The organism is Streptomyces sp. NPDC059649 (genome assembly GCF_042734445.1).
Lineage (GTDB): Bacteria > Actinomycetota > Actinomycetes > Streptomycetales > Streptomycetaceae > Streptomyces.
In genome coordinates, this window is record NZ_JBHWDV010000005.1 from 101,328 (window position 1) to 127,236 (window position 25,909).

The following is a 25,909-nucleotide window of genomic DNA, read 5'->3' on the forward strand; positions in this document are numbered from 1 at the left end:
GACCGGGTGCGAACGAAGGAGGACGGCCGTGCTGTTCGAGGTGTGGGCGCCGCGTGCCGGGCGGGTGGCTCTCCGGTGGGCGGGCGACCGGGCGACGGAACCGGAGATTCCGATGGAGCCGGACGACGCCCGCGCCGGCTGGTGGCGCACCGAGGCGCCGGCCCGCGACGGCGACCGCTACGCCTTCCGGCTCGACGACGGGCCGCCGCTGCCCGACCCCCGTGCCGCCCGGCTGCCGGAGGGGCCCGACGGCCCGGCCGCGGTCGTCGAGCACGACCGGTTCGGCTGGCGCCATCCGTGGTCCGGCCGCCCGCTGCCCGGCGCGGTCCTGTACGAGCTGCACATCGGGACGTACACCCCGGAGGGCACGTTCGACGCCGCCGCCGCGCGCCTGCGGCACCTGGCCGACCTGGGCATCACCCACGTCGAACTGATGCCGGTCTGCCCCTTCCCGGGCGTCCACGGATGGGGTTACGACGGGATCGCGCCCTGGGCGGTGCACGAGCCGTACGGCGGGCCGGAGGGGCTGAAGCGGTTCGTGGACGCGGCGCACGGCCACGGCCTGGGTGTGGTCCTGGACGTGGTGCACAACCACCTCGGCCCGTCCGGCAACCATCTCCCGGAATTCGGCCCGTACTTCACCGAGACCCACCGCACGCCGTGGGGCGCGGCGGTCAACCTCGACGCACCCGGTTCCGACGAGGTGCGCGCCTACTTCCTGGGGAGTGCGCTGTCCTGGCTGCGCGACTACCGGCTCGACGGGCTGCGGCTGGACGCCGTGCACGCACTGCACGACGACCGGACCCCGCACTTCCTGGCGCAGTTGTCCGCCGCCGTGGACGCGCTGGCCGGCCGGCTGCACCGCCCGCTGTTCCTGATCGCCGAGTCCGACCTCAACGACCCGCGCACCACCGCACCGCGCAGCAGCGGCGGCCAGGGGCTGCACGCCCAGTGGAACGACGACTTCCACCACGCCCTGCACACCGCGCTCACCGGTGAGTCCCAGGGCTACTACACGGACTTCGCGCGGGCCCCGCTCGCCGCCCTCGCCAAGACCCTGACCAGCGGCTTCTTCCACGACGGTACGTACTCCAGCTTCCGCGGCCGGCCGCACGGCGCCCCGTTGGACCTGCGGGTGACCCCGGCGTACCGGCTGCTGGCGTACGCCCAGACGCACGACCAGATCGGCAACCGGGCGCTCGGCGACCGGCTCGCCGCCGGCCTCTCCCCGGGCCTGCTGGCCTGCGCCGGTGCGCTGGTGCTGTGTGCGCCGTTCACGCCGATGCTGTTCATGGGCGAGGAGTGGGGGGCGCGCACGCCCTGGCAGTACTTCACCGACCACACCGATCCCGAGCTGGCGGAGGCGGTACGGGCCGGCCGGCGGCGGGAGTTCGCCGAACACGCCTGGGCGGGCGACAGCGCCGAGTGGCCCGACCCGCAGGATCCGGCCACCCGCGACCGCTGCGTCCTGGACTGGTCCGAGCCGGCCGTGGCCCCGCACGCCGGGCTGCTGGCCTGGTACCGCACCCTGCTGACGCTGCGCCGTGAACTGCCCGCGCTGACCGATCCGGACCCCCGGCACACCTCGGTCCGCTTCGACGAGGAGGCGCGCTGGCTGCTGCTGTGCCGCGGTCCGCTGCGGGTGGCGGTCAATCTGTCACCGGAGGCGACGGCCGCGGTGCCGCTCCCGGAGGGGGACGGCGGCCGGCGACCGGCGTTCGAGGCCCTGGCGGGCTGGCCGGCGGCCCGGCTGCCGGGGGCGGACGGCATCCTCCGTCTGCCACCGGAGTCGGTGGTGATCCTGGGGCCGTGAGCCGGCTCGGGGTGCCCCGCCATCGGGACCCGATCGCCCGATCCCTCGATCCCGCCGGTCGCCCGATCGTCCGAGCTTCCGGTCGCCCGATCCCCCGGTCGCCCGATCGCCCGATCGTCCATCCAAGAGGTATGTGATGGACACTACGTCTATGCCGTTGCATCTCTCGGACCTGCTCGCCCGGCCCGATCTCCATCTCTCGGTCACCTACGACGTGCCGCCGCACCTGCTGGCCCGCACGATCGAGGCCGCGACCGTCTCGGACCTGCCGGCGCCCGGCAAGTGGCTGCAGGGCGGCGAACTGCTGATGACCATCGGCCTGCTGCTGCCCATGGAGCCGGCCGCCTGCCGGGCGTACGTCCGCGATGTCGCCGAGGGCGGGGCGGCCTGCCTGGCGCTCGGGCTGGGGCAGGGCCTGCCGTACCAGGAGGCGCCGGAGCCGCTGGTCACCGCGGCCGAGGAGGCCGGGCTGCCGCTGCTGACGGTGCCGGACGAGGTGCCGTTCATCGCGGTCACCAAGGCGGTCTTCGACGCCCGGGCCACCGAGCAGCGCGAGGCGCTGCACCGGGCGTTCGCCACCCAGCGGCGGCTGACCGCGGCGGCGGCCGGCGACGGGCTGCGGCCGATGCTGGAGGAGTGGACGGCCGCCACCGGGGTGGGCGCCGCGGTGCTCGATCCGCTCGGGCGACTGCTGGCGGCGGGCGAGCGGGAGCCACGCACCCCGCTGGACCGGGCCCGCGATCTGCTCGACCGGGTCGCCGCGCGCGGATTGCGCGGCAGCGCGTCCAGTACGGCCGGCGGGCAGCAGCTGGAGGTGCAGCCGCTGGGCGCGCGGCGGCTGCGCGGACTGCTGCTGCTCACCGGCCGGCCGGACGACGCCGCCCGGTCGGTGGTCCCCGGTCTGGTCTCGCTGCTCTCGCTGGAGCTGGAGCGCCGCCATCTGCGCGACGAGCCGGAGCGCCGGCGCCGGTCGGCGCTGCTCTCGGAGCTGCTGGCCGAGGAGCATCCGGCACCCGGCCGGGCCCGCGACATGCTGCACTCGGTGGGGCTGACGACCGAGCGGGTGCGCGGCGTGGTGGTGGAGGCGGTGGGCGGGGAGGACGCGCGCCGGCGGGCGGCGGGAGCCGGGTCCGGCGCGGTGGCGCCCGGGACCGCGGACGGGGCCGCCGAGTCCGCCGCCCAGGAGATGGCCGCCGATCTCGCGCTGGCGATGCCGGGCGGGCTGGTCCGGGTGGTGAGCGGCGCTCCGGGCGGCACCCCGGGGGGTAGCACGGCCAATGCACCGGCCGGCGCACCGGGCGGCACCCCGGGCGGGCCGGCCGGCCGGATGGTCGAGGCGGTGGTCGGCGAGGACCTGGACATCCGGGATGTACTCGCCCGCTTCGCCCCGCACCGGCCGGCCGGTATCGGGCCGGTCACCGCCCCGGAAGCGGTGCGGGTGTCGCTGCGGCAGGCGGCCGGTCTGCTGGCCGTCAGCCGGGCGTCGGGCGAGCCGGCCGAGGCCCGGCAGAGCCAGGCCAGCCGGCTGCTGCTCGACCTCGGCGACCGCCGCACGCTGCAGGGCTACGCCGACACCGTGCTCGGGCCGCTCGACCTCGCGGACCACGGCGAGGAGCTGATCGCCACCCTGGCGGCCTGGCTGGAGACCGGTGGCGCCTGGGACGCCACCAGCCGCCGGCTCGGCGTACACCGGCACACCGTGCGCAACCGCCTCGACAAGGCCATGGATCTGACGGGGCGTCGACTGGACGACCCGGACGACCGCTTCGACCTGTGGCTGGCCACCCGTATCCGCCGCGGCGGCGCGCCCTCCCCCGGGTCCGCCGGCCGGACCGCCGCCGCGCCGCCCCCGGCACGCCCGGACCGGTGACGCACCGCCCGTCCCCCGGCCCGCCCTTCACTCTGCTGTGCGCACCGTCTTTACTGCGAGGGTGACCTACGAGATCCGCACCCCCGCCGCGGGCACCGACACACCGCCCCCGGTCCCCGCCCCGTCCCCGCCCACCGCACCTGCCGGCGGCCCCGGCACGCTGGTCGCGGTCAGCGATCTGCACGTCCGCTATGCCGAGAACCGCGAGATCGTCGAGCAATTAAGACCGGAGTCCGCCGACGACTGGCTGCTGGTCGCCGGCGACGTGGGCGAGTACGTCGCCGACATCCGCTGGGCACTCGGCCTGCTCAGCGAACGCTTCGCCAAGGTGGTGTGGGTGCCGGGCAACCACGAGCTGTGGACCCCCGCCGACGATCCGGTGCAGCTGCGCGGGGTGGCGCGGTACGAGCATCTGGTGGAGATCTGCCGGGAGTTGGGCGTCCTGACGCCCGAGGACCCGTACCCGGTCTGGGAGGGGGCCGGCGGCCCGGTCGTCCTCGCCCCGCTGTTCCTGCTCTACGACTACACCTTCCGGCAGCCGGGCGTGACGTCCAAGGAGGAGGCGCTCGCCCGGGCCGAACGCGCCGGGGTGGTCTGCACGGACGAGTTCCATCTGCACCCGGACCCGTATCCGACCCGCGAGGACTGGTGCCGGGCGCGGGTGGCGGCCACCGAGGCCCGGCTCGCGGCCCTGCCGGACCACCTGCCGACCATCCTGGTCAACCACTGGCCGGTGGTCCGGGAACCCACCGACCCGCTGTGGTACCCGGACTTCGCGCTGTGGTGCGGTACGGAGGCGACCGCCGACTGGCCGCGCCGGTTCCGCGCCGCCACCGTCGTCTACGGCCATCTGCACATCCCCCGCCTGCTGATCTGCGACGGCGTTCCGCACCAGGAGGTCTCGCTGGGCTATCCCCGGGAGTGGCGGCGCCGCTCCGGCACACCGGGCCGTCCGGTGCAGATCCTGCCGGTCCCGGCCACCGTCGGCTCCGGCACCACGGGGGTCCGGACATGATCGACAAGCTGCTGCCGGCGCCGATCGTGACCGCCGAGGCCTTCGAGGACGCCCCGCTGTCCGAGATGTTCCCCGAGGAATGGGCGCTCGTGGCCGGCGCCGTGCCCAAGCGCCAGCGGGAGTTCGGCACGGTACGGGGCTGTGCCCGGGCCGCGCTGTCCCGGCTGGGCATCGCCCCGGCGCCGCTGCTCCCCGGCCGCGACCGGGCGCCGGAGTGGCCGGCCGGCATCGTCGGCGCGATGACGCACTGCACCGGTTACCGCGCCGCTGCGGTGGCCCGCCAACGGGACGTGCTCACCGTCGGCCTGGACGCCGAGCCCAACCTCCCGGTCTCCGACCCCGGCGTCATGGACCTCGTCACCCTCCCCGAGGAACGCGCCCAGCTCCGCCATCTGGCCGACCTGGAACCGGAGATCGCCTGGGACCGCCTGATCTTCAGCGCGAAGGAGAGCGTTTACAAGGCGTGGTACCCGCTCGCCCACCGCTGGCTCGGCTTCGAGGACGCACTGCTCACCCTCGACCCCACCGACGCCACGTTCACCGCCCGCCTGCTCGTGCCCGGCCCACTCGTCAACGGCACCGAACTCACCGAATTCACCGGCCGCTGGCTGGTCGAGGAGGGCCTGGTGGTCACGTCCATCACCATGCCGGCCTGAACCGACCCCCCGCCGGGCGCGCCCCACCGATGCCCCCGGGAACCACGCTTCCCGGGGGCACCGACCTCGCGCGGTGCGCTGAGCGGCAGCGGACCGACTCGTGATCCGCGCGCGCCTCACCGCATGAGGGGACCGTCCCGGCAGTCGGCGCCTGTCAGCAGAATTCCGTGAGCAGTCAGTCGGCAGTGGGGCGCCAGCGGCGGGAGATTCGGGCAGCGCTGGCTCCTCCGCAGATCCACAGCACAAGGCCCAGCACGGTGCTCCCTGCGAGAGCGGCGAGCACCAGTGCCGGGGAGATGCTCGCGTATCCATCTGCGACCAAGGGCCTGGCCAGCCAGGTATGGACGAGAACTCCGATGGCTCCGGAAACGACGAGGGGGGCGAGCAGGCCCCACCCGCTGAGCCCGTAGAAAAGCGTGCGACGGCCGCAGAGCACTGTCAAAGGCGCGGCAGCGTGGCCTCGGCGCAGGAACTCGGCCTGAGCGTTGAGTGCGAAGCCGACGGCGAGGACGGCGCTGCCCAGCAGGCCGAAGAACAGCAGCCAGCCGGACTGGTCGCTGAGGACCTTCCCTCCACTGATCCATCCGGCGCCCAGGGAACTGACACGGGTTCCGGGTGCGAGTGTGTGACCGGCCGTGCGCTTGATCGTAGAGACGTCAAGTGCGGTCCCGTCACGGGTGAGGACGAGCGCGGCCTTGCCGGTGCGCTCCGAAGGTGTGGTGACTTCGATGACGATGCGTGCATCGTGGCCGAGGGCGTACTGCAGGCGTTGATCTGCTCGGTGTGTCGATGTGGTCGCTGCTGATCGGCACGGGAGGCGTACGGCCCTGAGGTCGGTGCATGTGCCGGAGAGGTGCACGCCGTCCTGTCCCTCGCGCACGGAGAGCAGGAATGCGTGGGGCGGCAACGCCGTCCCGAACTGGGGCGTGATCTCCCTTGGGCTTTTCACCGTCAGGAGGCTGTCCCCTACGAGATCGTGTGCGGCGGTGGCCTGTCGTACCGGCTCGGCCATGCGTGACATCCACAGTTGCGCCTCGCCGGTGAGTCCGATGGCGATCACCACCGCGCACACCAGCCGCGCGGTGGTAGCCGCGGACGCGGTCATCCACCGTCCGGCGATCAGTGCGGCGGGCCCGCCCCAGCGTCGGGATGCTTCGGCCAGCGCCGCGCCGGCGGCGGTGCAGGCCGCTGCGATGAGCGCCGGCAACGTGGCGAAGCCACCAAGCGTGCCGCCAACCTGCAGCAGCACTCGCAGTGCGGGGGACGGTGCGAGTCCGGGCCCGTAGGAGGCGATCAACAGCAACACCGGGCAGGCCCAGCAGGCGAGCCTGGACAGCGCTCCGCGCGATACCCGAGGCCGGGTGGCCGCAGCTGATCGACGGTGACGATGCAGGACCGACACCGCGGCGAGCGCCAAGAGCCCCGCCAGAATGGCGGCGGCGACAAGCCACGGGGCACGTTCCCGCAGGTCCGGGGCGTGGAGGGTGAAATGCGCAAGGGGAATCGGTACGTCGAACAGGCAACCCCCGGCGGCCGGCAACGCCCCGAGCACCGCACCCAGCGTCACAGGCAGGACCGCTTCGCCCAGCACGATGAGGCGGCGATGGACCGGCAGGGCCCCCAGGGCGGTGACCAGGGCGGTGCGACGGTCCCGCTCGTCAGCCCCCATGCGGGCGGCGAGTACCAGGCAGGCGGCCGCCGGCACCAGCACGAAGCCGACGATGACGAGCAGCAGGTTCCAGAGGGGCCGCTGATGAGTGAAGTCTCCGTTACCCCACTCCGGCTCGGCACCGAAGCCGTGAATGGGGCGGGCCTCGGTGATACCGCGCATGGTGTGCGCCGGCCGGACGTACGCGTAGCGTTCACCGGGAGACGCAAGTCCCTGTGGGCTGATCGTGCCTGCGAGCTTCCCGTACCGCTCGGCGATGCCTTCGTCAGCACCCGCCTTGAGCAGGGCTGGGGAGAGCACCGCCGCACCGGGTGCGGGCCACCTGCTCAGGCCAGGCGGCGGAGCGATGTCGGGGCTGGTCGGTTCGATGTAGGCAACGGTGTAGGAACGGGCGTCGCTCAAGGTGTCGTTCGCGAGCAGGTAGCGGCCCAGCGCCGTGGCGTGGCTCCCGGACACGCGTTGAGGACTGCGGGCCGCGGAGCGCTGTTCAGTGCCCGCGTAGCCCGCGAAGACCGCCACTATCGCCGTGAGGGCCACACACAAGGAGGCTGTCGCGAACACCAGCGCCGCGAAACGGTTCGCGCCCCCGGACCGGCCGCGCCGAGCTGCTCGTCCGATCCGCAGCATCTGCCAGGCCGTGGCGAGAGCACTGCCGCGCCGTGCCCCGGTCATGTGGTGACCTCCGCGATGCGCAGAGCCCCGTCAATGAGGCTGAATTGACGGTCGGCGCGTGCGGCCAGGCCGCCGTCGTGGGTGACCACCAGGAGGGCACAGCCCCGGCGTTGCGGCAGCGAGAACAACCGGTCGGCCACGAGGCTGCGGTTGGTGTCGTCCAGTGAGCCGGTGGGCTCGTCGGCCAGGATCAGTGACGGTTTGTTCATCAACGCGCGGGCCAGCGCCGTGCGCTGGCGCTCCCCACCCGACAGCTCGCCCGTCGTGGCCGTGGTGCCGGTGACGCCCATCTCGTGCAGAAGCTCCGCCGCCCGCTCATGGGCAGCCTGCCGGGACTCACCGGCGAGCAGCCCTGCAAGTGCCACGTTCTCCGTGGGAGTCAGCTCCGGAAGCAACTCCCCGAATTGGAAGACCATGCTCAGGTGCCGGGCGCGGTGTCGCGCAAGGCGCTTGCCGCGTAGCGCGGACATGTCGCGGCCGGCAACCCATACCTGTCCCTTGTCTGCGGGAATGAGCCCCAGGATCAGTGACAGCAGCGTGCTCTTTCCGCTGCCACTCGGGCCGGTAATCGCGGCGGACTCGCCAGCTGCCAGTGCGAGGTTGACGCCGTTGAGCAACTGGCGGTCACGGATGCCGAATCGCAAATCTGTCAGTCTGAGAATCGGTTGAGTGGCTGCGTTCGTCTGAACCATGCTGTTCTGCCTCGCTGGATGCCGCTGCGGCCCGGCAGCGCTGCTGCCGGGCCGTCAGTAGTGAGCACCCTGGCCACCGAGCACCAGGGTCAACTGGGGAAGGATTTAGTTGGCGTCGGTGCACGGGTCGGGCTGCCAGTCCACCGAGACGCACGTCCTGAGGGTATAGATGTACTTTCCGGCATTGCTCGTGGCGGTCGTACCCTCGCCGCTCTTGTTGTGGAGGTAGTAATCCCCAAGGCCTTCCCGGCCGTACTGGCTGTAGACGGGATCACCGTCCGCCTTCTTGTCCTTCGCGTAGGCATAGACGTGTTGCAAGCTCACCCACCCGGAAGACCCATAGGTGCTGGCGTAAAGCTCCGCTGCCTGAGCTGGGGCAACCCCTACTACGAAGGCGCCGCCGATGGCTATGACAGCAAGGCGCTTGATTTTGTTACGCATTTTCCACCCCCATGTCTGGCGCAGAGATCCAAAGCCTCTGCTTCACACCACGGGGAAATGCGCATCGACGCAACCAACTGGCCTTCCCGGCCAGCCCCCCGTAGCTGCAGCGCACACAGTATGTACACCTGGCGCACCAGGCAACTTTCAAACCGAAATCGGCCAACACTGACCGAATGGCAGCTGCCGCACCGAAACGCATTTCTCGAGAATTTTGCCGCCAGAGGCTACGAGGGGAGGGGCAGCGATCAGCGGTGCGTGACCACCCGGGGCCAGGTCAGAACGGACGCCTCGTCATAGCCGGTCGAGCAACTGCCGTTTCTTCTGCTCGAATTCGGCGGTGGTGAGGACGCCGGCCGCGTGCAGCTCACCGAGCTTGGCTATCTGGTCAAGGACACCCTGGGACGGGGCCGAGGGTACGGCGGGGGCGGCGGACGGAGCTGGGGCGGTCCGCCCGAGGGAGCCCACGGCCAGGCGCAACGCCTCGTCGAGCCGTGCCAGGTCCTCGCCCTTGAGGCCTCCGAACTCGACGACGAGACCTCGCAGGGTCTCCACCCGCAGAACGCCCTGGGTCACCTTTTGGGTCCCCGCCACCGCCCTGATCTCCCCGAGGTGCAGCGTGTTCAGCTCCGGCCCGGAGAACTTGGTATTGACGAACATGAGCCGCTGGTTCGTGAGGACGACCGTGCCCAGGTCGCTGCCCAGGAAGCACTCCGCCACGACGAAGACCTGCTCCCCGCCGAGGAGGAGGCCGGGTAACCGCTTGAGGACCAGCCAGCAGCGGTCCCCCGTTGCCGAGGCGAGCCCGGCGGCCATGATGTCCTCGCGGGCGGCGGCCTCGGGGCCGACCTTGCGAGCGAGTCGGTCGATGTGCTGCTGCTCCGCAGCGTGTTCGCGTGCGGCCCGGTCCTCCGCGGCCCGTTCCAAGGCGCGTTCTCGGTGGGCCAGCCAGGCGACCAGGGGGTCGTTCGCGGCCTCATAGGCGGCGGCGACGTCGATGTCCTGGGCTTCGTTCGTGCTCACGACGTTCCACAGATACTCGTGGAGGCCGCGGAACGTCTCCCGCTGCCCGTACGTGAATCCAATCGTGTTGGGGTCCTCGTCGGACCCCACCGGAACCAGGACGCCACCGCCGAACCACAGGTGGAGGTGCCCGCGCCGCAGCCTCGTCGCGTCCTTCAACTCAACGCCGGACAGCGCCTGGAGGGGCAGGACACGCGGAGGAAGGGGACTCGGCCGCTGGTCCGTCCGGCATACGGTGAGCGACGCCGGCCCGATCTCGACCCAGCCGCCCGCGCCCTCGTATCTGACCATCGCGCAGCCCCCCAGCCCCGCCCATTCGATTGTCGTGGCCAGTCTACTGGCGCCGTTGCCGCCTGCCCTGGCTACCGCCGAGCGGTAGCCAGGGCAGGCGGGAACGCCGTGTTCCACGCCTCCGCATTCCACGCCGCCGCGTTCCGCGAGCGCAGCGACGCGAGTCGCGGGGATCAGCCCTCGTCGGGGGTCAGCCGCAAGGAGATCGAGTTGATGCAGTACCGCTGGTCCGTAGGCGTCGGGTATCCCTCGCCCTCGAAGACATGGCCGAGGTGGGATCCGCAGCGGGCGCAGCGCACTTCGGTGCGGACCATGCCGTGGGAGCGGTCCGCCAGGAGCTCTACGGCGTCGGAGTCCTTGGGGTCGTAGAAGGACGGCCAGCCGCAGTGGCTCTCGAACTTGGTGTCGGAGCGGAAGAGCTCGGCGCCGCAGGCGCGGCAGGAGTAGATGCCCGCCGTCTTGGTGTCGGTGTATTCGCCGACGAAGGCGGGCTCGGTGCCGGCCTGGCGGAGCACCTGGTATTCGGCGGGGGTCAGCTCGGCGCGCCACTGCTCGTCGGGCTTGTCGATCTCGTACGGCATCTGGGGGCCTCCTCCGGCTCAGCTGCCCAGGCGGGTCAGGATGGCGGGGCCGAGGTCGGTGACATCGCCCGCGCCCATGGTGAGAACAAGGTCACCGGGCCTGGCCATTCCTGCGATGACGTCCGGGACGGCGGACTTGTCGTTCTCGGCGGTGACCTCGGCGCCGGCGGCGCGTGCGGCGTCGATGATCAAGGCGCTGGTGACGCCCGGGATCGGGTCCTCGCGGGCCGGGTAGATGTCCAGCACGACGGACGCGTCGGCGAGGGCCAGCGCCTGGCCCATTTCCGTGCCGAGCTCCTGGGTGCGGGAGAAGAGGTGCGGCTGGAAGACGACCAGCACGCGGGAGCCCTCGGCGGCGCCTCGGATCGCTTCGAGGTCGGCGGTCATCTCCGTCGGGTGGTGGGCGTAGGAGTCGATGACCTGGACGCCGGCCGCCTCGCCCTTGAGCTGGAGGCGGCGCTTGACGCCGGTGTACTTGCCGAGGGCGGTGGAGAGGTTGTGCGGCGGCAGGTCGAGGGCGACCCCGGCGGCGAGGGCGGCGACGGCGTTGTGGGCGTAGTGCCGGCCGGGCACGGAGACGGTGAAGGTGAGGATCTTGCCGCTGGTGAGGCTGACGGTGACGTCGCTGGTCAGACCGTGCGGGGTGATCTGGAGGATGCGGACGTCGGCGTCCTTGGACTCGCCGTAGGTGACGATCTCGAGGTCCTCGCGGCCGGAGACCCGGGCGGTCAGCTCGCGGGCGCCGGGGTGGTCGGCGGCGATGACCAGGGTGCCGCCGGGGCGGATGCGGCCGACGAAGGTCTCGAAGGACTCGTAGATCTCGTCCATCGAGGCGTAGTTGGCGTGGTGGTCCAGCTCGACGTTGAGGACGATGGCGACCTCGGGGGCGTACTTGTGGAAGCTGCGGTCGCTCTCGTCGGCCTCGGCGACGAAGATCTCGCCGGCGCCGTGCTCGGCGTTGGAGCCGGGGGCGTCGAGGTCGCCGCCGATGGCGTAGGACGGCTTGAGGCCGAGGGCGCCCAGGGAGACGGCGAGCATGGAGGTGGTCGTCGTCTTGCCGTGCGTGCCGGCCACGGCGATCGGGCGCAGGCCCTCCATGAGGGCGGCGAGCGCGTCGGAGCGGTGCACGACGGGGATGCCGCGCTCATGAGCGGCTGCCAGCTCGGGGTTGTCGGCGCGGATCGCGGAGGAGACCACGACGCTGGTGGCGTCGGCGGCGAGGTGCTCGGCGGCGTGACCGAGGTGAACGGTGACGCCGAGGGCGCGCAGGGCCTCGGCGGTCGGGGAGTCCTTGGCGTCGCTGCCGGCCACCCGGGCGCCGCGCTGGGCGAGGATCTTGGCGATGCCCGACATGCCGGCTCCGCCGATACCGATGAAGTGCGGTCGGTCCATCGAGGCTGGGATGGCGGGTGCCATGGGCGGGTCTCCCTGATCGTCGATCATCGCGAGCGGTGGTGCGGTTCTGCGGTGGTGGTGCGGTGGTGCGGTTCTGCTGTCGTGCGGTTCTGCGGTCGGGCTGCCGGTGCCGGCGGTCATGCTGCCGGTACGGCTGCCCTGCTGCCGAAGATTGTCGCACCCGGCACTGACAGCGCCCGTCCGCGGACCCCGGACGTCGGCCACGGACGACCCCGGACGGCCGCGGACGGCCCCCGACCGCTGCGGACCCATGGTGCCCGGTCTCGCCCCGACGGTCAGTCGCCGACGGTCAGCGGCCGGCGGTCAGCCGCCGACGGTCATCGGCCGGCGGGTCAGCAGTCGACCGCCGGCCAGGTCAGCGGCGGATCAGGCCCTTCGCGGTGGCCGCGGCGACCGCGGACGTACGGGAGTCCACCCCCAGCTTTGAGTAGATGTGGACAAGGTGGGATTTGACGGTCGCCTGGCTGAGGAAGAGCCGTTTGCTGATCGCGGCGTTCGACAGGCCGTCCGCGACGAGCTGGAGCACCTCGGTCTCGCGGCGGGAGAGCGCGGTGGCGGGCGTCCGCATCCGGTCCATCAGGCGCAGCGCGATGGTGGGCGCGAGCGCGGACTTCCCGGCCGCGGCGGTGCGCACCGCGGCGGCCAGTTCCTCGGGCGGGGCGTCCTTGAGGAGATAGCCGGTGGCGCCGGCCTCGATGGCGGCGAGGATGTCGGCATCGGTGTCGTACGTGGTCAGGACCAGGACGCGGGGGGCGGCGGGCCGGGCGGTGATCGCGGCGGTGGCCTGGGAGCCCAGCATCCGCCCGCCGAACTGGAGGTCCATGAGGACCACGTCCACCTCGCACCGGCCGGCGAGCTCGACGGCCTGCTCGGCGGTGGGCACGTCCGCCACGACCTCGAAGCCCGGTTCGGTCTCCAGGACGGCGCGCAGCCCGGCCCGTACGACGGGGTGATCGTCGGCGAGCAACAGCCGGATGGGGGTTGCGGGGCTGGTCACGGGGCGGCCTCCGGGGTGGCGGGCGCTGCCGGGCAGGGCAGGGTGACGGCGATGGCGGTGCCCTCCCCTGGGGCGGACTCGACGGCGAGGGTGCCCTGGAGGGCGCGGGCCCGGGCGCGCATCGCGGCGAGCCCGAAGCCGGTGCCGGAGGCCGCCGCGGAGCCCGGTGCGGGCACCTCCGCCGGGACGAATCCGGTGCCGTCGTCGACGACGTCCAGGGCGACCTCGGTGTCCATGTAGCTGAGGGTCAGCTCGACCCGGCCGGCCGCGGCGTGCCGGACGGTGTTGGCGAGCGCGGACTGGGCGATGCGCAGCAGGGCGACCTCGTGCGGGGTGGGCAGCGCGGTGGGCGCGCCGGAGACCTGGCAGTGCACGGCCAGGCCGGAGGTGCGCGCCGTGGTGGCGCACAGCCGCTCCAGGGCGGCGGGCAGCGATCCGGTCTCCAGGTCGGGCGGGCTGAGCGCGCGGACGAACCGGCGGGCCTCGGCGAGGTTGTCGACCGCGGCCGTACGGGCCTGCCGGACGTGCCCGAGCGCCGCCCCGGGCCGTTCGGGCAGGGCGCGTTCGGCGGCGCGCAGCAGCAGCTGGATGCTGGACAGGCCCTGGGCGAGGGTGTCGTGGATCTCGCGGGCCAGCCGCTCCCGTTCGGCGAGGACCCCGGCGGCGTGCTCCGCGGCGGCCAGCTCGCTGCGGGCCGCGGTCAGCTCCTCGATGAGCCGGCGGCGCTGTTCGCTCTCGCGGTAGAGGGCCTGGTATCCGAGGACGACGGCGACCGCGACCGCCGCCCCGAGGGCGGGGCCGAGGACCGTGCCGACACTGAGGGTGTGGGTGTGCCATCCGAAGCCGGCGACGGCGGCGAGGGTGGTGGCCGCGACGGCGGGCAGCGCCCAGCGCAGGGGCAGCAGGTGCAGCTGGACGAAGAAGAGCGGGAAGGCCAGCCAGACGCCGTCCGGGGTGAGGGCCAGCAGCACCAGCCAGACCAGCCCGACGGCGGTGAGCCAGAGGGCGGCGGCGCCGGTGGAGGCGCGCAGTCGGGGCAGCCGGGGGCCGGTGACGTAGAGCGCGAACAGTACGACGGCGGTGGCGAGGACCGCGGGCGCGTGCGCGCGGTGATCGGCGACCGCGCGGACGGCGGCGAGCCCGAGCAGCGCGGCCACCATCAGATGGAGGCAGCTGCGCAGGACCCGCAGGACGGGGGTGAGGGAGTGGGCGGTCACGGCTTCTTCGGTCACGGCCTCTTCAGGCTACGGGCGGGTCCGGCCCCCGGCATCAACCGAAGGGTTGATGCCGAGGCTCACCTTTCGATCTCCGCGGACCACTCCGCGGCGCGATGCCGCGGGCCCCTTCGGCGGGCGACGGTGGGGTCCGGCCGCCGGGCAGTGGGTCCGGCGCCGTTACCCGGAGGATGGCCGAGCCTGTGTTCGTCGCCTGGAGAGATCTGAGATTCGCCAAGGGGCGGTTCGCCCTGATGGGCACCGTCGTGGTGCTGATCACCGTGCTGGTGGGTCTGTTGTCGGGCCTGACGGCGGGCCTGGGCCGGGAGAACACCTCGGCGATCACCGGCCTGCCCGCCGACCACCTGGTGTTCTCGGCGCCCCTGGAGGGCCGTGCGGTCGCCTTCACCGACTCCCGGCTGACCGAGCACGCCGTACGGGAGTGGGCCCGGGTGCCGGGCGTACGGCGGGCCGAGCCGCTGGGGATCGCCACGACGAAGGCGGAGGCGGGCGACCGGGCGGCCGCGGTGTCGGCGTTCGGGGTCCGTCCCGGGTCGCCGCTGGCCCCGGCGCAGGGGCGGGCCGGGGACGGCGCGGTGGTGCTCTCGGAGAAGGCCGCGGCCTCGCTCGGGGTACGGGCCGGCGGCTCGGTGTCGCTGGGCGGGCGCACGTTCCGGGTGACGGCGGTGTCCGGAGCGGGGATGTACAGCCACACCCCGGTGGTCTGGACGTCGCTCGCCGACTGGCGGGGGATGACGGGCGGCGCCGGGGGCGGCGGCTCCTCCCCCGGCGCGACGGTGCTGGCGCTCTCCACCACGGGGACGCAGGGCCTCGCCGCCGCCGACGGGCGGCTCGGCACGAAGACGGTGCCCCTCGACGACGCCTTGCAGGCCATCGGCTCGTACACCGCCGAGAACGGCTCGCTCCAGTTGATGCGCGGCTTTCTGTTCGCGATCTCCGCGCTGGTGATCGGCGCGTTCTTCACGGTGTGGACGATCCAGCGCAGCGGTGATGTCGCGGTGCTGAAGGCGCTGGGCGCCTCGACCCGCTATCTGCTGCGGGACGCGCTCGGGCAGGCCGTCGTCCTGCTGGTGATCGGGACGGGCCTGGGCACCGTCGTGGCGGCGGGGGTGGGGGCGGGGATCGGCGGCGCGGTGCCGTTCGTACTCGATCCGCCGACGGTGCTGGTCCCGGCCCTGGTCATGATCGCGCTCGGCGCCGCCGGGGCCGCGCTCTCGATCCGCCGCATCACGTCCGTCGACCCGCTGACCGCCCTGGGAAGTGCCCGATGAGCCTCGAACTGACCGAAGTGACCCTGACCTACCCCGACGGCGAGGACCGGCTGACCGCGCTGGACGCGGTCTCGCTGACCGTGCCCGCCGGCTGTCTGACCGCGGTGATCGGGCCGTCCGGCTCGGGGAAGTCCAGCCTGCTGGCGGTCGCCGCCACGCTGATCCGCCCGGACCGCGGGCGGGTGGTGGTCGACGGCACGGACACCACGGGCCTCGGCCGCGCCGAGCTGACCGCGCTGCGCCGGACGGCCCTCGGCATGGTCTTCCAGCAGCCGAACCTGCTGCCGTCCCTGACCGCCGCCGAACAGCTGGAGGTGATGGCCCATCTGGACGGCCGCTCGCCGCGCAAGGCCCGCGCCCGGGCGCGGGAGCTGCTGGCGGCGGTCGGTCTGGAGGGGCTGGCCGGCCGGCGGCCGCACCAGCTGTCGGGCGGTCAGCGGCAGCGGATCAACATCGCCCGGGCGCTGATGAACGACCCCGCGGTGCTGCTGGTGGACGAGCCGACCAGCGCCCTGGACCACGAGCGGGGCGCCGCGGTGCTGGAGCTGCTGCTGACCCTGACCCATCAGCGGGCGACGGCGACGGTGCTGGTCACCCACGACCACAGCCATCTGGACGTGGCGGACAAGATCGCGGAGGTGCAGGACGGGCGGCTGCGGCCCCGCCCGGCCGCCCGGCTGTGACCACGCCGGCGATCGGCCCCCGAGGCGCGCTCAGCCCCGGGCGTCCCCCGGGTGCGGTCAGCCCCCGGGCGTCCCCTGGGGCTGGTCGTCGGCGGCGTGCGAGAAGAGCTTGAGGACCGGGACGCCGACCTTGTGGCGGGCGCGGGAGGCCCAGTCGCGGTGGAAGAACTCCTCGACGAAGTGCGGGGCGGTCAGCACGATCACCTCGTCCGCCCCGGTCTCGTCCACGACGGAGCGCAGCAGGTCCAGCGGATGGTCCTCGACCACCTGTCCGACGGCCTGGGCACCGGACTCGCGCAGTGCCTTGAGGGTGTGCGCGAGCCCGACCTCGGCGGGGGGCTCGGCCTGTGCCCCGGCCGGTTCGGCGCCCTCGCGCACGGCGTCGTCGAACTCGCCGAGGGCCACGTCGTCGATGGCCCGCAGCAGGACGTCCTGCTTGCCGCGGGGCTGCATGAGCACGACGAAGGAGACCTGGTCGTCGCCGTGCAGGGTGGTCACGAACTCCACGTCGGCGGGCGTCAGAGGTTTCTCGATCATCAATACGCTCGTGAACACGACGGACGCCCTTCTTCTCCTCAGGCCGCATTGTGCGGAGCCCGACAGACACCATCCTGCCCCGTCGCCACGCGGGACCTGTTGGCTTTTAGTGTGCCCAAAGGAAGCTAAGCGGAACAGATAATTCCGCTGTTTGTCAGGACCGACGGTAGCGAGTGAACAGGAACCCGGCCTCCTCCAATACGGATGCCAGGGTGAACCGCTCGGGAACCTCGACGGCCGGCCCCTTCATGATCCTCGGTGCGTCTCCGACCGTTACCACAGGAGCGAGCGTCAGACACATTTCGTCCAGCGCACCGGCCGCCGCGAACTGCCCCAGCAGCATCGGTCCGCCCTCGGTGAGCAGCCGGGTGTGACCGCGTTCGGCCAGGACACCGGCCACCCGCGCCGGGTCGACGCCCAGCCCCTCGCCGGCGAACAGCACCTCCACGCCGGCCGCCCGGGCCTTGGTCACCCGGTCGGCGGGGGCGCCCGCGCCGGTCAGGACGACGGTCGGCGCCAGCGCCTCGGTGAACAGGGGCAGCCCGAAGTCCAGCCCGAGCCCGGCGGTGACCACCGCGATGGCGGGCGCCGGGGACTGTCCGGCGGCGGCCCGGCGGGCGGCGAACGCCTCCCGGGCGCGGGCCGGCCGGTAGCCCTCCTGGCGCACCGTTTCCGCGCCCACCACCACGACGTCGGCGACGGCCCGCAGCACCCCGAAGATCCGCATGTCGGCGTCGCTGGAGAGCGGCTGCGAGTGCCCCTCGTGGTGGGCCGCGCCGTCCATGGAGGACACCATGTTGGCGCGCAGCCAGCCGGGGCGGCCCGCGCGCGCCGGGTCGTCCGCCGCCGGGTAGGCGTAGGCGTCGGCCAGTTCGTCCAGCGTCCACTCACGGTCGTCGGCACCGGTCACCGCGGGCGCGGCGGCCGCGCCGCCGGTGGCGGAGGCGGGCGGGGCGGGGAGGGGGAACAGGCGTCGCATGGCGGCAGTGTGACATGCCTCGCGGCACGGTCCGGGCCCTCGGGCGAAGGAGATAGGCTGGACAGCTGTGTCACCTTCCCAGCCCTCCGCGCCGCAGCCCGACCCGATAGCCGGACCGTCGGCCGACCCGGCCGACGCAGCCGACCCGGGCGACGCGGCCCCCGCCGCGCTCACCGCCCGCGCCCCGCACGTCCCCGCCGACCGCCTGGTCGCCGAGATGGTGCCGCCGCCGCGCTTCCAGGACGCCCGGTTCGACACGTACATCCCGGACCCGAAGCAGCCCAGCCAGGCCGAGGCGGTGCAGGTCCTGGGCGACTTCGCGGACGGCATCGGCGCCGGCGCGGACACCGGTGGCGGCAAGCGCCGCTGGTTCGCCAGGAGCCCCAAGAAGGCCTCCGCCCCCAAGGGCCCGCGCGGTGTCTATCTGGACGGCGGCTACGGCGTCGGCAAGACCCACCTGCTCGCCTCCCTGTGGCACGCCGCCCCGGCGCCAGCCGAACAGAAGGCCTTCGGCACCTTCGTCGAGCTGACGAACCTGGTGGGCGCGCTCGGCTTCCAGCAGACCGTCCGCACGCTCGGCGAGCACAAGCTGCTGTGCATCGACGAGTTCGAGCTGGACGACCCCGGCGACACGGTGCTGGTCTCCACGCTGCTCGGCAAGCTGGTGGAGGCCGGTGTGGCGCTGGCCGCCACGTCCAACACGCTGCCCGGCAAGCTCGGCGAGGGCCGGTTCGCCGCCGCCGACTTCCTGCGCGAGATCCAGGGCCTGAGCGCCCACTTCCGCCCGCTGCGGATCGACGGCGAGGACTACCGCCACCGCGGTCTGCCGGAGGCACCCGCGCCGTTCGACGACGAGACGGTCACCCGCACCGCGTACCGCACGCCCGGGGCCTCGCTCGACGACTTCCCCTCCCTCCTGGACCACCTGTCGAAGGTGCACCCCAGCCGGTACGGCGCGATGTGCGACGGCATCGAGGCGGTCTGCCTGACCGACGTCCAGGCGGTGCCCGACCAATCCACCGCGCTGCGCCTGGTGGTCCTCGCGGACCGGCTCTACGACCGCGAGGTGCCGGTGCTGGCCTCCGGCAAGCCCTTCGACGAGCTGTTCAGCGAGGAGATGCTGCGCGGCGGCTACCGCAAGAAGTACTTCCGGGCGATCTCCCGGCTGACGGCCCTGGCGCGCGACGCGAAGTCCCTGGTGACCGGCGAGGTCCGCTAGCCAAGGTCCGTCAAGGGGCCTCCCGGGGCCATCGGTCCGCCTGGTTCCCGGGCGAGCGGTGCGCGGGACACACAAGCGGCCTGCTCGCCCCCCGAGGGCTTCCTTTATCGGATCCCCTCCCGGGAGGGCGATCCACCGCACTCCGGCGGGGGCAAGGCGCCCAGCAACTGCGACGGCACGGCCTCAACTGCTGGACACCGGGCACGAGTTCGCGGTGACCGGGCCCTGGCCCCACTGACGGCCGCCTGCCGCGTCCGCCCCGCCCTCCGGGTCAGCCGGAGCACGCGGTCCGCTGCGCCTCCTGCCATTCGCACACCGGGCAGAGCACGATCCCCGGCCGGTCGACCGGGTACTCGGTGGGCCGGCCGCAGTGCAGGCAGTCGGCGAGGGCGGGTTCGGGGGTGGGGGCTTCGGTGGCGGCGGGGCCGGGACCGGCAGTGGCGGGCGTGTTCGGCATGAGACCGAGCGTACGCCCGGCCGTACCGGGGGCGCCGATCCCGGGGCTCGGGCGTCCTCGCCGGGGCCCTGCGGCCCGGCCCGGGCCCCCGCCCACCGTCCGTGGTTCAGCCGCGGCGGGAGGCCAGGGCGCAGGCGGCGGCGGTGGCGGCGGCCGCGAGCAGGGCGGCCGCGGCGACCGGGATCCAGGGGACGGTGATCGTGCCGTGCAGGGAGCCGGTGACCAGGCCCGTCATCGCGGCGTTGGCGGGCGAGCCGCCCAGGACGAGCAGCAGCAGTGAGCCGAGCAGCCCGGCCGGAATGCCCCAGCCGGGCGTACGCAGCACCGGCCAGGTGCACAGCGCGCCGAGCGCCACGCCCGTCAGCAGACAGGTCAGCACGGCGCACAGGCCGGCGCCGGTCGCGGGCAGGACGGGCACCGCCACCTGGTGGTCGGCGGAGTGCGGATCCGACAGCAGTACGACCAGGGCCGTACCGAGCAGCCCGAGCAGCAGCGCGGCACCGGCCGCGGTCAGCACACCGGCGAGGTGCGCCCGGCCGGGCCCGGCGGCAGCCGCCGCGCAACTACGGGCGCCCGGCGGCTCGTTGGTGACGCAGATCCGGGTCAGCCAGACCGCGACCGGCAGTACACCGACCGCGGCGTAGCCGAACGCGTCGAGGATCGGGCCGCCGCCCTGGATGCCGATGGCCAGGAAGGCCGCGTAGAGGATGACCGGCGGCAGCCAGCGGTGCGAGCCGACGAGCAGCGCCACCTGATAGCGGAGGAGAGCGGTCACGGGAGAGGAGCCTCGTCGGGGTCGGGGTCGGGGGTGGGCGGGCTTGCCGGACCCGGTGGTACGGCCGGTCCCGGGGCGGTGGTCACGGCGCGGATGTGCCACGGCGGGCGGACGGTGAGCAGGGCGCGGAGCAGCGCGTCGGAGTGGGCGGCGAGGACCGTGAGCCGGAACGTGCCGTCCGGGCCGGGCGTGATCTCCGGGTTGCCGGGCAGCGGCGCGGCGGCGCCGGCCGTACCCGGGTTGCCGGGCAGCCGCGCGGGGCCGCCGGCCGTACCCGGTTGCCCGGTCGGCGGGGCGGCGCCCGGTGGGCCCTCGGCCTCGATGGTCACCCGGGGGCCGGTCGCGGCGCCCGGATCCAGGGGCGTACCGGGCCGCTCCTCCTGGGCCAGCAGCCGCCCGTCCGCGACCCGGTAGCGGGCGTCGGCCACGCCGGCCAGCCGCTGCGGGTCGTGGTCGACGAACACCACGGTGCCGCCGTCCGCGACCCGTTCGGCGACCGCGCGGTCGAGCACCTCACGGGCGCCGCGGTCCAAGCCGGTCCACGCCTCGTCCAGGACGAGGAGTTCGGGCTCGGCGAGCAGCGCCTGGGCGACCGCGACCTTCTGGCTGGTCCCCTTGGACAGCTCGGCCAGCCGGGTACGGGCGTGCCCGGCCGCGCCGAAGCGTGCCAGCCACTCGGCGGCGCGCCGGGCCGCTTCCGCGCCGGTCAGGCCGTGGACGCGGCCGAGGTGGGTGAGGTAGCCGGCGGCCGTGAACGGCATGGCGGCGGGGAAGCGTTCGGGGACGTAGGCGCGGCGCGGCCGGCCGGTGATGCGTCCGGTACTGGGCCGGTCGATCCCGGCGAGCAGCCGCAGCAGGGTGGACTTCCCGGTGCCGTTGGTCCCCTCGATGCGCACCAACGCGCCTGCCGGCACCGTGAGATCGACCTCGCGCAGCACCCAGGGGCCACGAACCCCGTAGCGTCGTCCCACCCCGTCCAGCCGCATCCGCTCCGGCACCCGCTGCCTCCCCGTCTCCCCCGCACTGCCCGGTCCGGCGCGTCGCGGCCTTGCCGGCACGCCCGTTGGCGTACGTCCTCGGCCCACCGCCGTGCGGCCTCGGTCCGCCCACCGAGCCCGACGGTAGCGGGCCCGTCCGCCCGATGCCCGCTCGGGGACGCGGCGAGCGCAACGCCGGTGGAGCACTGCGGGCCTTGCGGAGTGGGGTGGGGCGGGGCGGCCGGAGCCACGCGGGGAAGGGTCCGCGCGGGCGGGGCCGCGTGCGCAGGTGGGCGCGGACCGGGCCTGACCGGGCGGACCTGCGCGAACGGGCCTGCGCAGACCGGCCGGGGCGGACAGGCCGACGCGGATAGGTCGGGGCGGACAGGTCGGGGCGGGCGGGCGTGGGCCTTGGCACAGGCGGTCGCCAGGGGCGTTGTCAGTGGCGGCTGGCAGACTGATCGATGTGACCAGGACCGAGACCGCCGGACAGTCCGGCAACGATTCCACCAGCCCGTTCCGGCCCGACGAGAGCGACCGGGACGCGGCTCCGCAGTTCGTGCTGCCGCTCGTCGTGCGGCTGGAGCGGGCCGAGCCTCCGGCGCGTACGGACGCGCTGGAGACGGCGGCCCGGGCGGTGCTGGTGTTGCTGTCGGACGAGCGGTCGGCCGGGGACGGCGCGTGGGCGGCGGCGGTGCGGGACTGGCAGGACGCCCGGATCCGGAAGGTGGTGCGGCGGGCGCGCGGCGCGGAGTGGCGGCGGGCCGAGGCGCTGCCCGGGATCACGGTCACCGGGCGCCGCGCCGAGGTGCGGGTCTATCCCCCGGTGCCGCTGGACGGCTGGCCCAAGGAGCTGGTGAAGCTCCAGGTTTCCGGCACGGAGCTGGACGACCCCGAGCCGCCCGGCCCGCCCGCCGACGGTGTGCCCGTGCTGTGGCTGAATCCGGCGCTGGAGATGTCGGCGGGCAAGGAGATGGCGCAGGCCGGCCACGCCGCGCAGTTGGCGTGGTGGGAGCTGTCCGAGGAGGAACGGGCGGCCTGGCGCGCGGCCGGCTTCCCCCTGGCCATCCGGTCCGCGGATCCCGCGCGTTGGGAGGCGCTGACCCGCAGCGGACTGCCGGTGGTGCGCGATGCCGGGTTCACGGAGATCGCGCCGGGATCCTGCACGGTCGTCGCGGACCACCCGGCGCTGCGCGGCGCATCGGCGCGGGGGCGGTGAGGCGGCCGTGCTGACGTCCCTGCTCGGCTTCACGGTGGTGGCCGCGCTGTTGACCATTTCGCCCGGCCCCGATTTCGCGGTGGTCCTGCGGACCGCGCTCGGCTCGGGGCGCCGCGCCGCGCTGTGCAGTGCGCTGGGCATAGCCGCCGGATGTTTCGTGTGGGGGCTGGCCGGTGCGGTCGGGCTGACGGCGATGCTCGCCGCGTCGAGGACGGCGTACGACGTCCTGCGGGTGGCCGGCGCGCTGTATCTGATGTGGCTCGGGATACAGGCGCTGCGCAGCGCCCGGCGCATACGGACCGCTGGAGCCGCGGAGGCCGAGCCGCCCGCCGGGACCGCCGCCGGCGCGCCCGGGGCCGAGGTGCCCGCCGCGGTGCGGGAGCGGTCCGGTGGCGGCGAAGGTGCCCGGCCGGCGAGCCCGTTGCGGGCGTTGCGGACGGGGCTGTTGACCAATGTCCTCAACCCCAAGGTCGGGGTGGTCTACATGTCGCTGCTGCCGCAGTTCGTGCCGCACGGTGCGCCGGTGATCGCGGCGACGCTGCTGCTGGTCGCCGTTCATGCCGCGCTGGGCGTGCTGTGGCTCGGCGGTGTCGCCTTGGCGGTGCACCGCGCGCGGGCCGTCTTCCAACGGCCGCGCATACGGCGGCGGCTGGATCAGGCCACCGGTGGGGTGCTGCTGGCGCTCGGTGCCGCGGTGGGGTTCGAGACCGCGCGCTGACCGGCGGGGGTGGCCGACGGGTCCCGTAGGGCGGCGGGGCCCGGGGGCGGGGGCCCTGGCCGGGAAGCTCAAATGAAGCTCTGAACTCGGCAGGTGCAGGATTCGGGCCGTCATGACGGGGCCATGAGTACCGCGACCACGGAGCGAGAGGGGGAACCATGGAGCGTCCGGGAACGGACATCGAGCGCCTGGGGACGGGCATCGGCTGGCGGCCGGAAATCGCCGCGGAGATCGCCGGGCTGCCCGGTGTGGACTGGGTCGAGGTGGTGGCGGAGAACATCTGCCCCGGCCATCTGCCGGACGCCCTGCGGGAGTTGCGCGAACGCGGGACGACCGTCGTCCCGCACGGCGTCTCGCTCGGCCTCGGCGGCGCCGACCGTCCGGACGCCGGCCGGCTGGCCGCCCTCGCCGAGCGCGCCGGAATGCTGGACGCCCCGCTGGTCACCGAGCACATCGCGTTCGTCCGGGCCGGCGGGCCGCTGACCGCCTCGCCGCTGATGGAGGCCGGGCATCTGCTGCCGGTCCCGCGCACCCGCGACGCGCTGGACGTGCTCTGCGAGAACGTCCGCATCGCCCAGGACGCGCTCCCGGTGCCGCTGGCTCTGGAGAACATCGCGGCCCTGATCAACTGGCCGGACGAGGAGCTGACCGAGGGTCAGTTCCTGGCCGAGCTGGTCGAGCGGACGGGGGTGCGGCTGCTGATCGACGTCGCCAATCTCCACACCAACCACGTCAACCGCGGTGAGGACCCGGCCGTGGCGCTGGACGAGCTGCCGGTCGAGGCGATCGCCTACGTCCATGTGGCGGGCGGGGTCGAGCGGGACGGGGTCTGGCACGACAGCCACGCCCACCCGGTGACCCGCCCGGTGCTGGACGTGCTCGCCGAGCTGTGTGCCCGTATCACCCCGCCCGGTGTGCTGCTGGAGCGCGATGACGACTTCCCCGAGGCCGGCGAGCTGGCCGGGGAACTCGACGCGATCCGCACCGTCCTGAAGGAGGCCCGCCATGTCCAGGCTGCTTGAGCCCGTACGGGAGCCGGGCGCCGGCTCCCCCGCCGTCGACTCCCCCGCCACCGGCGGCCGCACCACCGTGGCCGGCACGGCCCGCGCCACCGCGCCCGGCAGCGGCACCGACGCGGCGCGGCAGCGGCTGGCCCTGGCGCAGACCGCGCTGCTCTCCGCGCTGGTCGCCGGCACCCCGGCGCCGGAGGGCTTCGACCGCACCCGGCTGGGCGTGCAGAGCCGGGCGCTGACCGCCAAGCGGTCCGCGGTGGTCGCCAAGGTCGCGCCCGAGCTGGCCGAGATCCTCGGTGCCGACTACCGTCCGGCGTTCGCCGGCTATGCCCGCAACCGGCCGATGCGCGGCGGTTACCGCCAGGACGCCCTGGACTTCGCGGCGCATCTGCTGGCGCAGGGCCGTCCCGTGGACCCCGCCGCCCGGCAGCGACTGACCCGCTGGTGGCGGGACCGCGCGGGCCCCACCCCGCCGTCCGCCGGGCCCGCGGCCCGCCTCGCCCGCGCCGTCCACACCGTCCGCCGGGCGCTGAAGGGATGGTGGCGGTGATGTCCTTCACGCAGTGGGTGTACGTGGGCCTCGGTGCCTCCTCGCTGGTGCTGCTGCTCGGCACGGTCCTGGTGCGGCGCGGCACCCCGTCCGTGCGCGGAGCGGAGGCGCAGGCCCGCGACGTGTGGGAGATGGCGTTCCTCGCCGGCGGCCCCGGCCGGGTGGTGGACGCCGCGCTCGCCGGGATGTGCGAGGACGGCCGGCTGGCGGTGGGCGGCCCGGGTGTGGTGACGGTTCGTCAGGCCACCGCACAGGACGACGTCGAGACCGCCGTCCTGGACGCGGTCGCCCGGACGCCCGGCGGGGCGCTGGCCGCGGTGCGCGCCGAGGCCATGCGCAGCCCCGCGGTCCAGGGCATCGGCGACCGGCTGGCGGCCCGCGGACTGATGCGTCATCCGCGGCGGGGGCACGGCTGGCGCCAGCTGGCGAGCACGCAGATGGCGGCAGTGGTCGTGCTGTTCGCCCTCGGGGTGCTGCTCTCGGTCGCGGACGCCGGCAACGACGACGGCCTGGGCGAGGGGTTCGGCCCGCCGGTGGTGGTCACGGTCATACCTGCGCTGGCCGGCGCCCTGATCGTGGCCGCGCTGTGCCGGTCGGCCTTCCGCAACCGCGTCACCAAGGCGGGTGCCCGCGCGCTGCGCTCCGCGCAGGCCGCCCACTCCCAGGGCGGCGCGGGCGGCGCATGGCAGGCCGCCGGCCTGGTGGTGGCGCTCGGCGGTACGGCGCTGATAGCGGACGAGCTGCTCCGGCAGCAGTTCGAGGAGGCGCAGCGGACCACCGCACTGGCCACCGCCGGCGGCTCGTCGTCGTCCGGCAGTGCGGCGTCCGGCTATGACTCCGGGGGCGACGCGGGCGGCGACAGCTCCTTCTGGTGCGGCTCGTCCGACGGCGGCTCGGGCACGGGCTCGGGCTGCGGCAGCGGCGGTTCGTCCTGCGGTTCCGGCTCGTCGTGCGGTGGCGGCTCGTCCTGTGGCGGCGGGTCCTCGTGCGGCGGCGGCTCGTCCTGCGGCGGGGGCGGCGGCTGCGGCAGCAGCTGAGCGGCGGCCGCCGCCGGGGTGTCGCCCTGCTGCCGGCCTGCCCGGGAAGACGCCGCCACGGGCGGCGGAGTCCCGGTCCCGGAAATTGGCCGCACCGGCCCTG

The 25,909-nt window shown here is 74.0% G+C and carries 23 protein-coding genes and 1 pseudogene; 11 read left to right on the forward strand and 13 right to left on the reverse strand.

Annotation, left to right across the window (positions count from 1 at the left end; all coding sequences use genetic code 11):
- Positions 1 to 28: 28 nt before the first annotated feature.
- The 4 genes from treZ to ACFV1J_RS10150 all read left to right on the forward strand — a co-directional run bounded on the left by treZ (position 29) and on the right by ACFV1J_RS10150 (position 5,354).
- Positions 29 to 1,813, forward strand: a complete 1,785-nt coding sequence (gene treZ, locus ACFV1J_RS10135) for a malto-oligosyltrehalose trehalohydrolase (protein ID WP_385856829.1) — start codon at positions 29 to 31, stop codon at positions 1,811 to 1,813.
- 151 nt (positions 1,814 to 1,964) lie between these two features.
- The gene (locus ACFV1J_RS10140; RefSeq protein ID WP_385856830.1) at positions 1,965 to 3,683 is read left to right on the forward strand and encodes a PucR family transcriptional regulator; all 1,719 of its coding nucleotides are present in this window, start codon (positions 1,965 to 1,967) and stop codon (positions 3,681 to 3,683) included.
- 61 nt (positions 3,684 to 3,744) lie between these two features.
- On the forward strand, positions 3,745 to 4,698 hold the full coding sequence (locus tag ACFV1J_RS10145; protein WP_385856831.1) for a metallophosphoesterase family protein: 954 nt from the start codon (positions 3,745 to 3,747) through the stop codon (positions 4,696 to 4,698).
- Positions 4,695 to 5,354, forward strand: coding sequence for a 4'-phosphopantetheinyl transferase (locus tag ACFV1J_RS10150; RefSeq protein ID WP_385856832.1), 660 nt, complete (start codon positions 4,695 to 4,697; stop codon positions 5,352 to 5,354). The genes ACFV1J_RS10145 and ACFV1J_RS10150 overlap by 4 nt, the downstream gene beginning before the upstream one ends.
- Positions 5,355 to 5,529: 175 nt before the next feature.
- On the opposite strand, the gene ACFV1J_RS10155 is transcribed toward ACFV1J_RS10150, so the two are convergent.
- The 8 genes from ACFV1J_RS10155 to ACFV1J_RS10190 form a co-directional block, all read right to left on the reverse strand.
- Complete coding sequence (locus ACFV1J_RS10155; RefSeq protein WP_385856833.1) at positions 5,530 to 7,695, reverse strand: hypothetical protein; 2,166 nt, start codon at positions 7,693 to 7,695, stop codon at positions 5,530 to 5,532.
- Positions 7,692 to 8,387 (reverse strand): ABC transporter ATP-binding protein, encoded by a 696-nt coding sequence (locus tag ACFV1J_RS10160; RefSeq protein ID WP_385856835.1) that lies wholly within the window; start codon positions 8,385 to 8,387, stop codon positions 7,692 to 7,694. The genes ACFV1J_RS10155 and ACFV1J_RS10160 overlap by 4 nt, the downstream gene beginning before the upstream one ends.
- 105 nt (positions 8,388 to 8,492) lie before the next feature.
- Positions 8,493 to 8,828, reverse strand: a complete 336-nt coding sequence (locus tag ACFV1J_RS10165; protein ID WP_385856836.1) for a hypothetical protein — start codon at positions 8,826 to 8,828, stop codon at positions 8,493 to 8,495.
- A gap of 294 nt (positions 8,829 to 9,122) precedes the next feature.
- Positions 9,123 to 10,142 carry an SHOCT domain-containing protein gene (locus tag ACFV1J_RS10170; protein WP_385856837.1) on the reverse strand — a complete coding sequence of 340 codons (1,020 nt, stop codon included), beginning with the start codon at positions 10,140 to 10,142 and terminating at the stop codon, positions 9,123 to 9,125.
- Positions 10,143 to 10,315: 173 nt separating this feature from the next.
- Positions 10,316 to 10,723 (reverse strand): peptide-methionine (R)-S-oxide reductase MsrB, encoded by a 408-nt coding sequence (gene msrB / locus ACFV1J_RS10175; protein WP_385856838.1) that lies wholly within the window; start codon positions 10,721 to 10,723, stop codon positions 10,316 to 10,318.
- Positions 10,724 to 10,741: 18 nt separating this feature from the next.
- Entirely contained in the window at positions 10,742 to 12,139 is a 1,398-nt protein-coding gene (murC, locus tag ACFV1J_RS10180; RefSeq protein ID WP_385856839.1) for a UDP-N-acetylmuramate--L-alanine ligase, read from the reverse strand.
- A 355-nt stretch (positions 12,140 to 12,494) separates the two neighbouring features.
- The gene (locus ACFV1J_RS10185; protein ID WP_385856840.1) at positions 12,495 to 13,136 is read right to left on the reverse strand and encodes a response regulator; all 642 of its coding nucleotides are present in this window, start codon (positions 13,134 to 13,136) and stop codon (positions 12,495 to 12,497) included.
- Positions 13,133 to 14,368, reverse strand: coding sequence for a sensor histidine kinase (locus ACFV1J_RS10190; protein WP_385856841.1), 1,236 nt, complete (start codon positions 14,366 to 14,368; stop codon positions 13,133 to 13,135). Before ACFV1J_RS10190 ends, ACFV1J_RS10185 begins: the two co-directional genes overlap by 4 nt.
- A 185-nt stretch (positions 14,369 to 14,553) precedes the next feature.
- On the opposite strand from ACFV1J_RS10190, the gene ACFV1J_RS10195 reads away from it, so the two are divergent.
- Together ACFV1J_RS10195 and ACFV1J_RS10200 are read left to right on the forward strand one after the other, a co-directional pair.
- Positions 14,554 to 15,642 carry an ABC transporter permease gene (locus tag ACFV1J_RS10195; protein ID WP_385856957.1) on the forward strand — a complete coding sequence of 363 codons (1,089 nt, stop codon included), beginning with the start codon at positions 14,554 to 14,556 and terminating at the stop codon, positions 15,640 to 15,642.
- On the forward strand, positions 15,639 to 16,325 hold the full coding sequence (locus ACFV1J_RS10200; protein WP_385856842.1) for an ABC transporter ATP-binding protein: 687 nt from the start codon (positions 15,639 to 15,641) through the stop codon (positions 16,323 to 16,325). Before ACFV1J_RS10195 ends, ACFV1J_RS10200 begins: the two co-directional genes overlap by 4 nt.
- Positions 16,326 to 16,382: 57 nt before the next feature.
- Here the strand turns inward: ACFV1J_RS10200 and ACFV1J_RS10205 are convergent, their stop codons facing one another.
- Positions 16,383 to 16,880, reverse strand: a complete 498-nt coding sequence (locus tag ACFV1J_RS10205) for an indole-3-glycerol phosphate synthase (RefSeq protein ID WP_385856844.1) — start codon at positions 16,878 to 16,880, stop codon at positions 16,383 to 16,385.
- Between the two features lie 136 nt (positions 16,881 to 17,016).
- Entirely contained in the window at positions 17,017 to 17,841 is an 825-nt protein-coding gene (locus tag ACFV1J_RS10210; protein WP_385856845.1) for a dihydrofolate reductase family protein, read from the reverse strand.
- Positions 17,842 to 17,908: 67 nt separating this feature from the next.
- On the opposite strand from ACFV1J_RS10210, the gene zapE reads away from it, so the two are divergent.
- Positions 17,909 to 19,060, forward strand: coding sequence for a cell division protein ZapE (zapE, locus tag ACFV1J_RS10215; protein ID WP_385856846.1), 1,152 nt, complete (start codon positions 17,909 to 17,911; stop codon positions 19,058 to 19,060).
- Between the two features lie 271 nt (positions 19,061 to 19,331).
- On the opposite strand, the gene ACFV1J_RS10220 is transcribed toward zapE, so the two are convergent.
- From ACFV1J_RS10220 to ACFV1J_RS10230, 3 genes are all read right to left on the reverse strand, one after another.
- On the reverse strand, positions 19,332 to 19,517 hold the full coding sequence (locus tag ACFV1J_RS10220; protein WP_385856848.1) for a hypothetical protein: 186 nt from the start codon (positions 19,515 to 19,517) through the stop codon (positions 19,332 to 19,334).
- Positions 19,518 to 19,623: 106 nt separating this feature from the next.
- A complete protein-coding gene (locus ACFV1J_RS10225) occupies positions 19,624 to 20,292 on the reverse strand; it encodes an ABC transporter (protein WP_385856849.1) in 669 nt (222 codons plus the stop codon).
- A complete protein-coding gene (locus tag ACFV1J_RS10230) occupies positions 20,289 to 21,278 on the reverse strand; it encodes an ATP-binding cassette domain-containing protein (RefSeq protein ID WP_385856958.1) in 990 nt (329 codons plus the stop codon). Before ACFV1J_RS10230 ends, ACFV1J_RS10225 begins: the two co-directional genes overlap by 4 nt.
- A gap of 457 nt (positions 21,279 to 21,735) precedes the next feature.
- On the opposite strand from ACFV1J_RS10230, the gene ACFV1J_RS10235 reads away from it, so the two are divergent.
- The 4 genes and pseudogenes from ACFV1J_RS10235 (at position 21,736) to ACFV1J_RS10250 (ending at position 25,806) form a co-directional block, all read left to right on the forward strand.
- Positions 21,736 to 22,488 (forward strand): aminoacyl-tRNA hydrolase, encoded by a 753-nt coding sequence (locus tag ACFV1J_RS10235; RefSeq protein ID WP_385856850.1) that lies wholly within the window; start codon positions 21,736 to 21,738, stop codon positions 22,486 to 22,488.
- 7 nt (positions 22,489 to 22,495) lie between these two features.
- A complete protein-coding gene (locus ACFV1J_RS10240) occupies positions 22,496 to 23,206 on the forward strand; it encodes a LysE family translocator (RefSeq protein WP_385856851.1) in 711 nt (236 codons plus the stop codon).
- 158 nt (positions 23,207 to 23,364) lie between these two features.
- A pseudogene (locus ACFV1J_RS10245) lies at positions 23,365 to 24,739 on the forward strand (DUF692 domain-containing protein); the annotation flags it as partial.
- A gap of 29 nt (positions 24,740 to 24,768) precedes the next feature.
- Positions 24,769 to 25,806, forward strand: coding sequence for a TIGR04222 domain-containing membrane protein (locus tag ACFV1J_RS10250; RefSeq protein ID WP_385856852.1), 1,038 nt, complete (start codon positions 24,769 to 24,771; stop codon positions 25,804 to 25,806).
- Positions 25,807 to 25,909 lie beyond the last annotated feature (103 nt).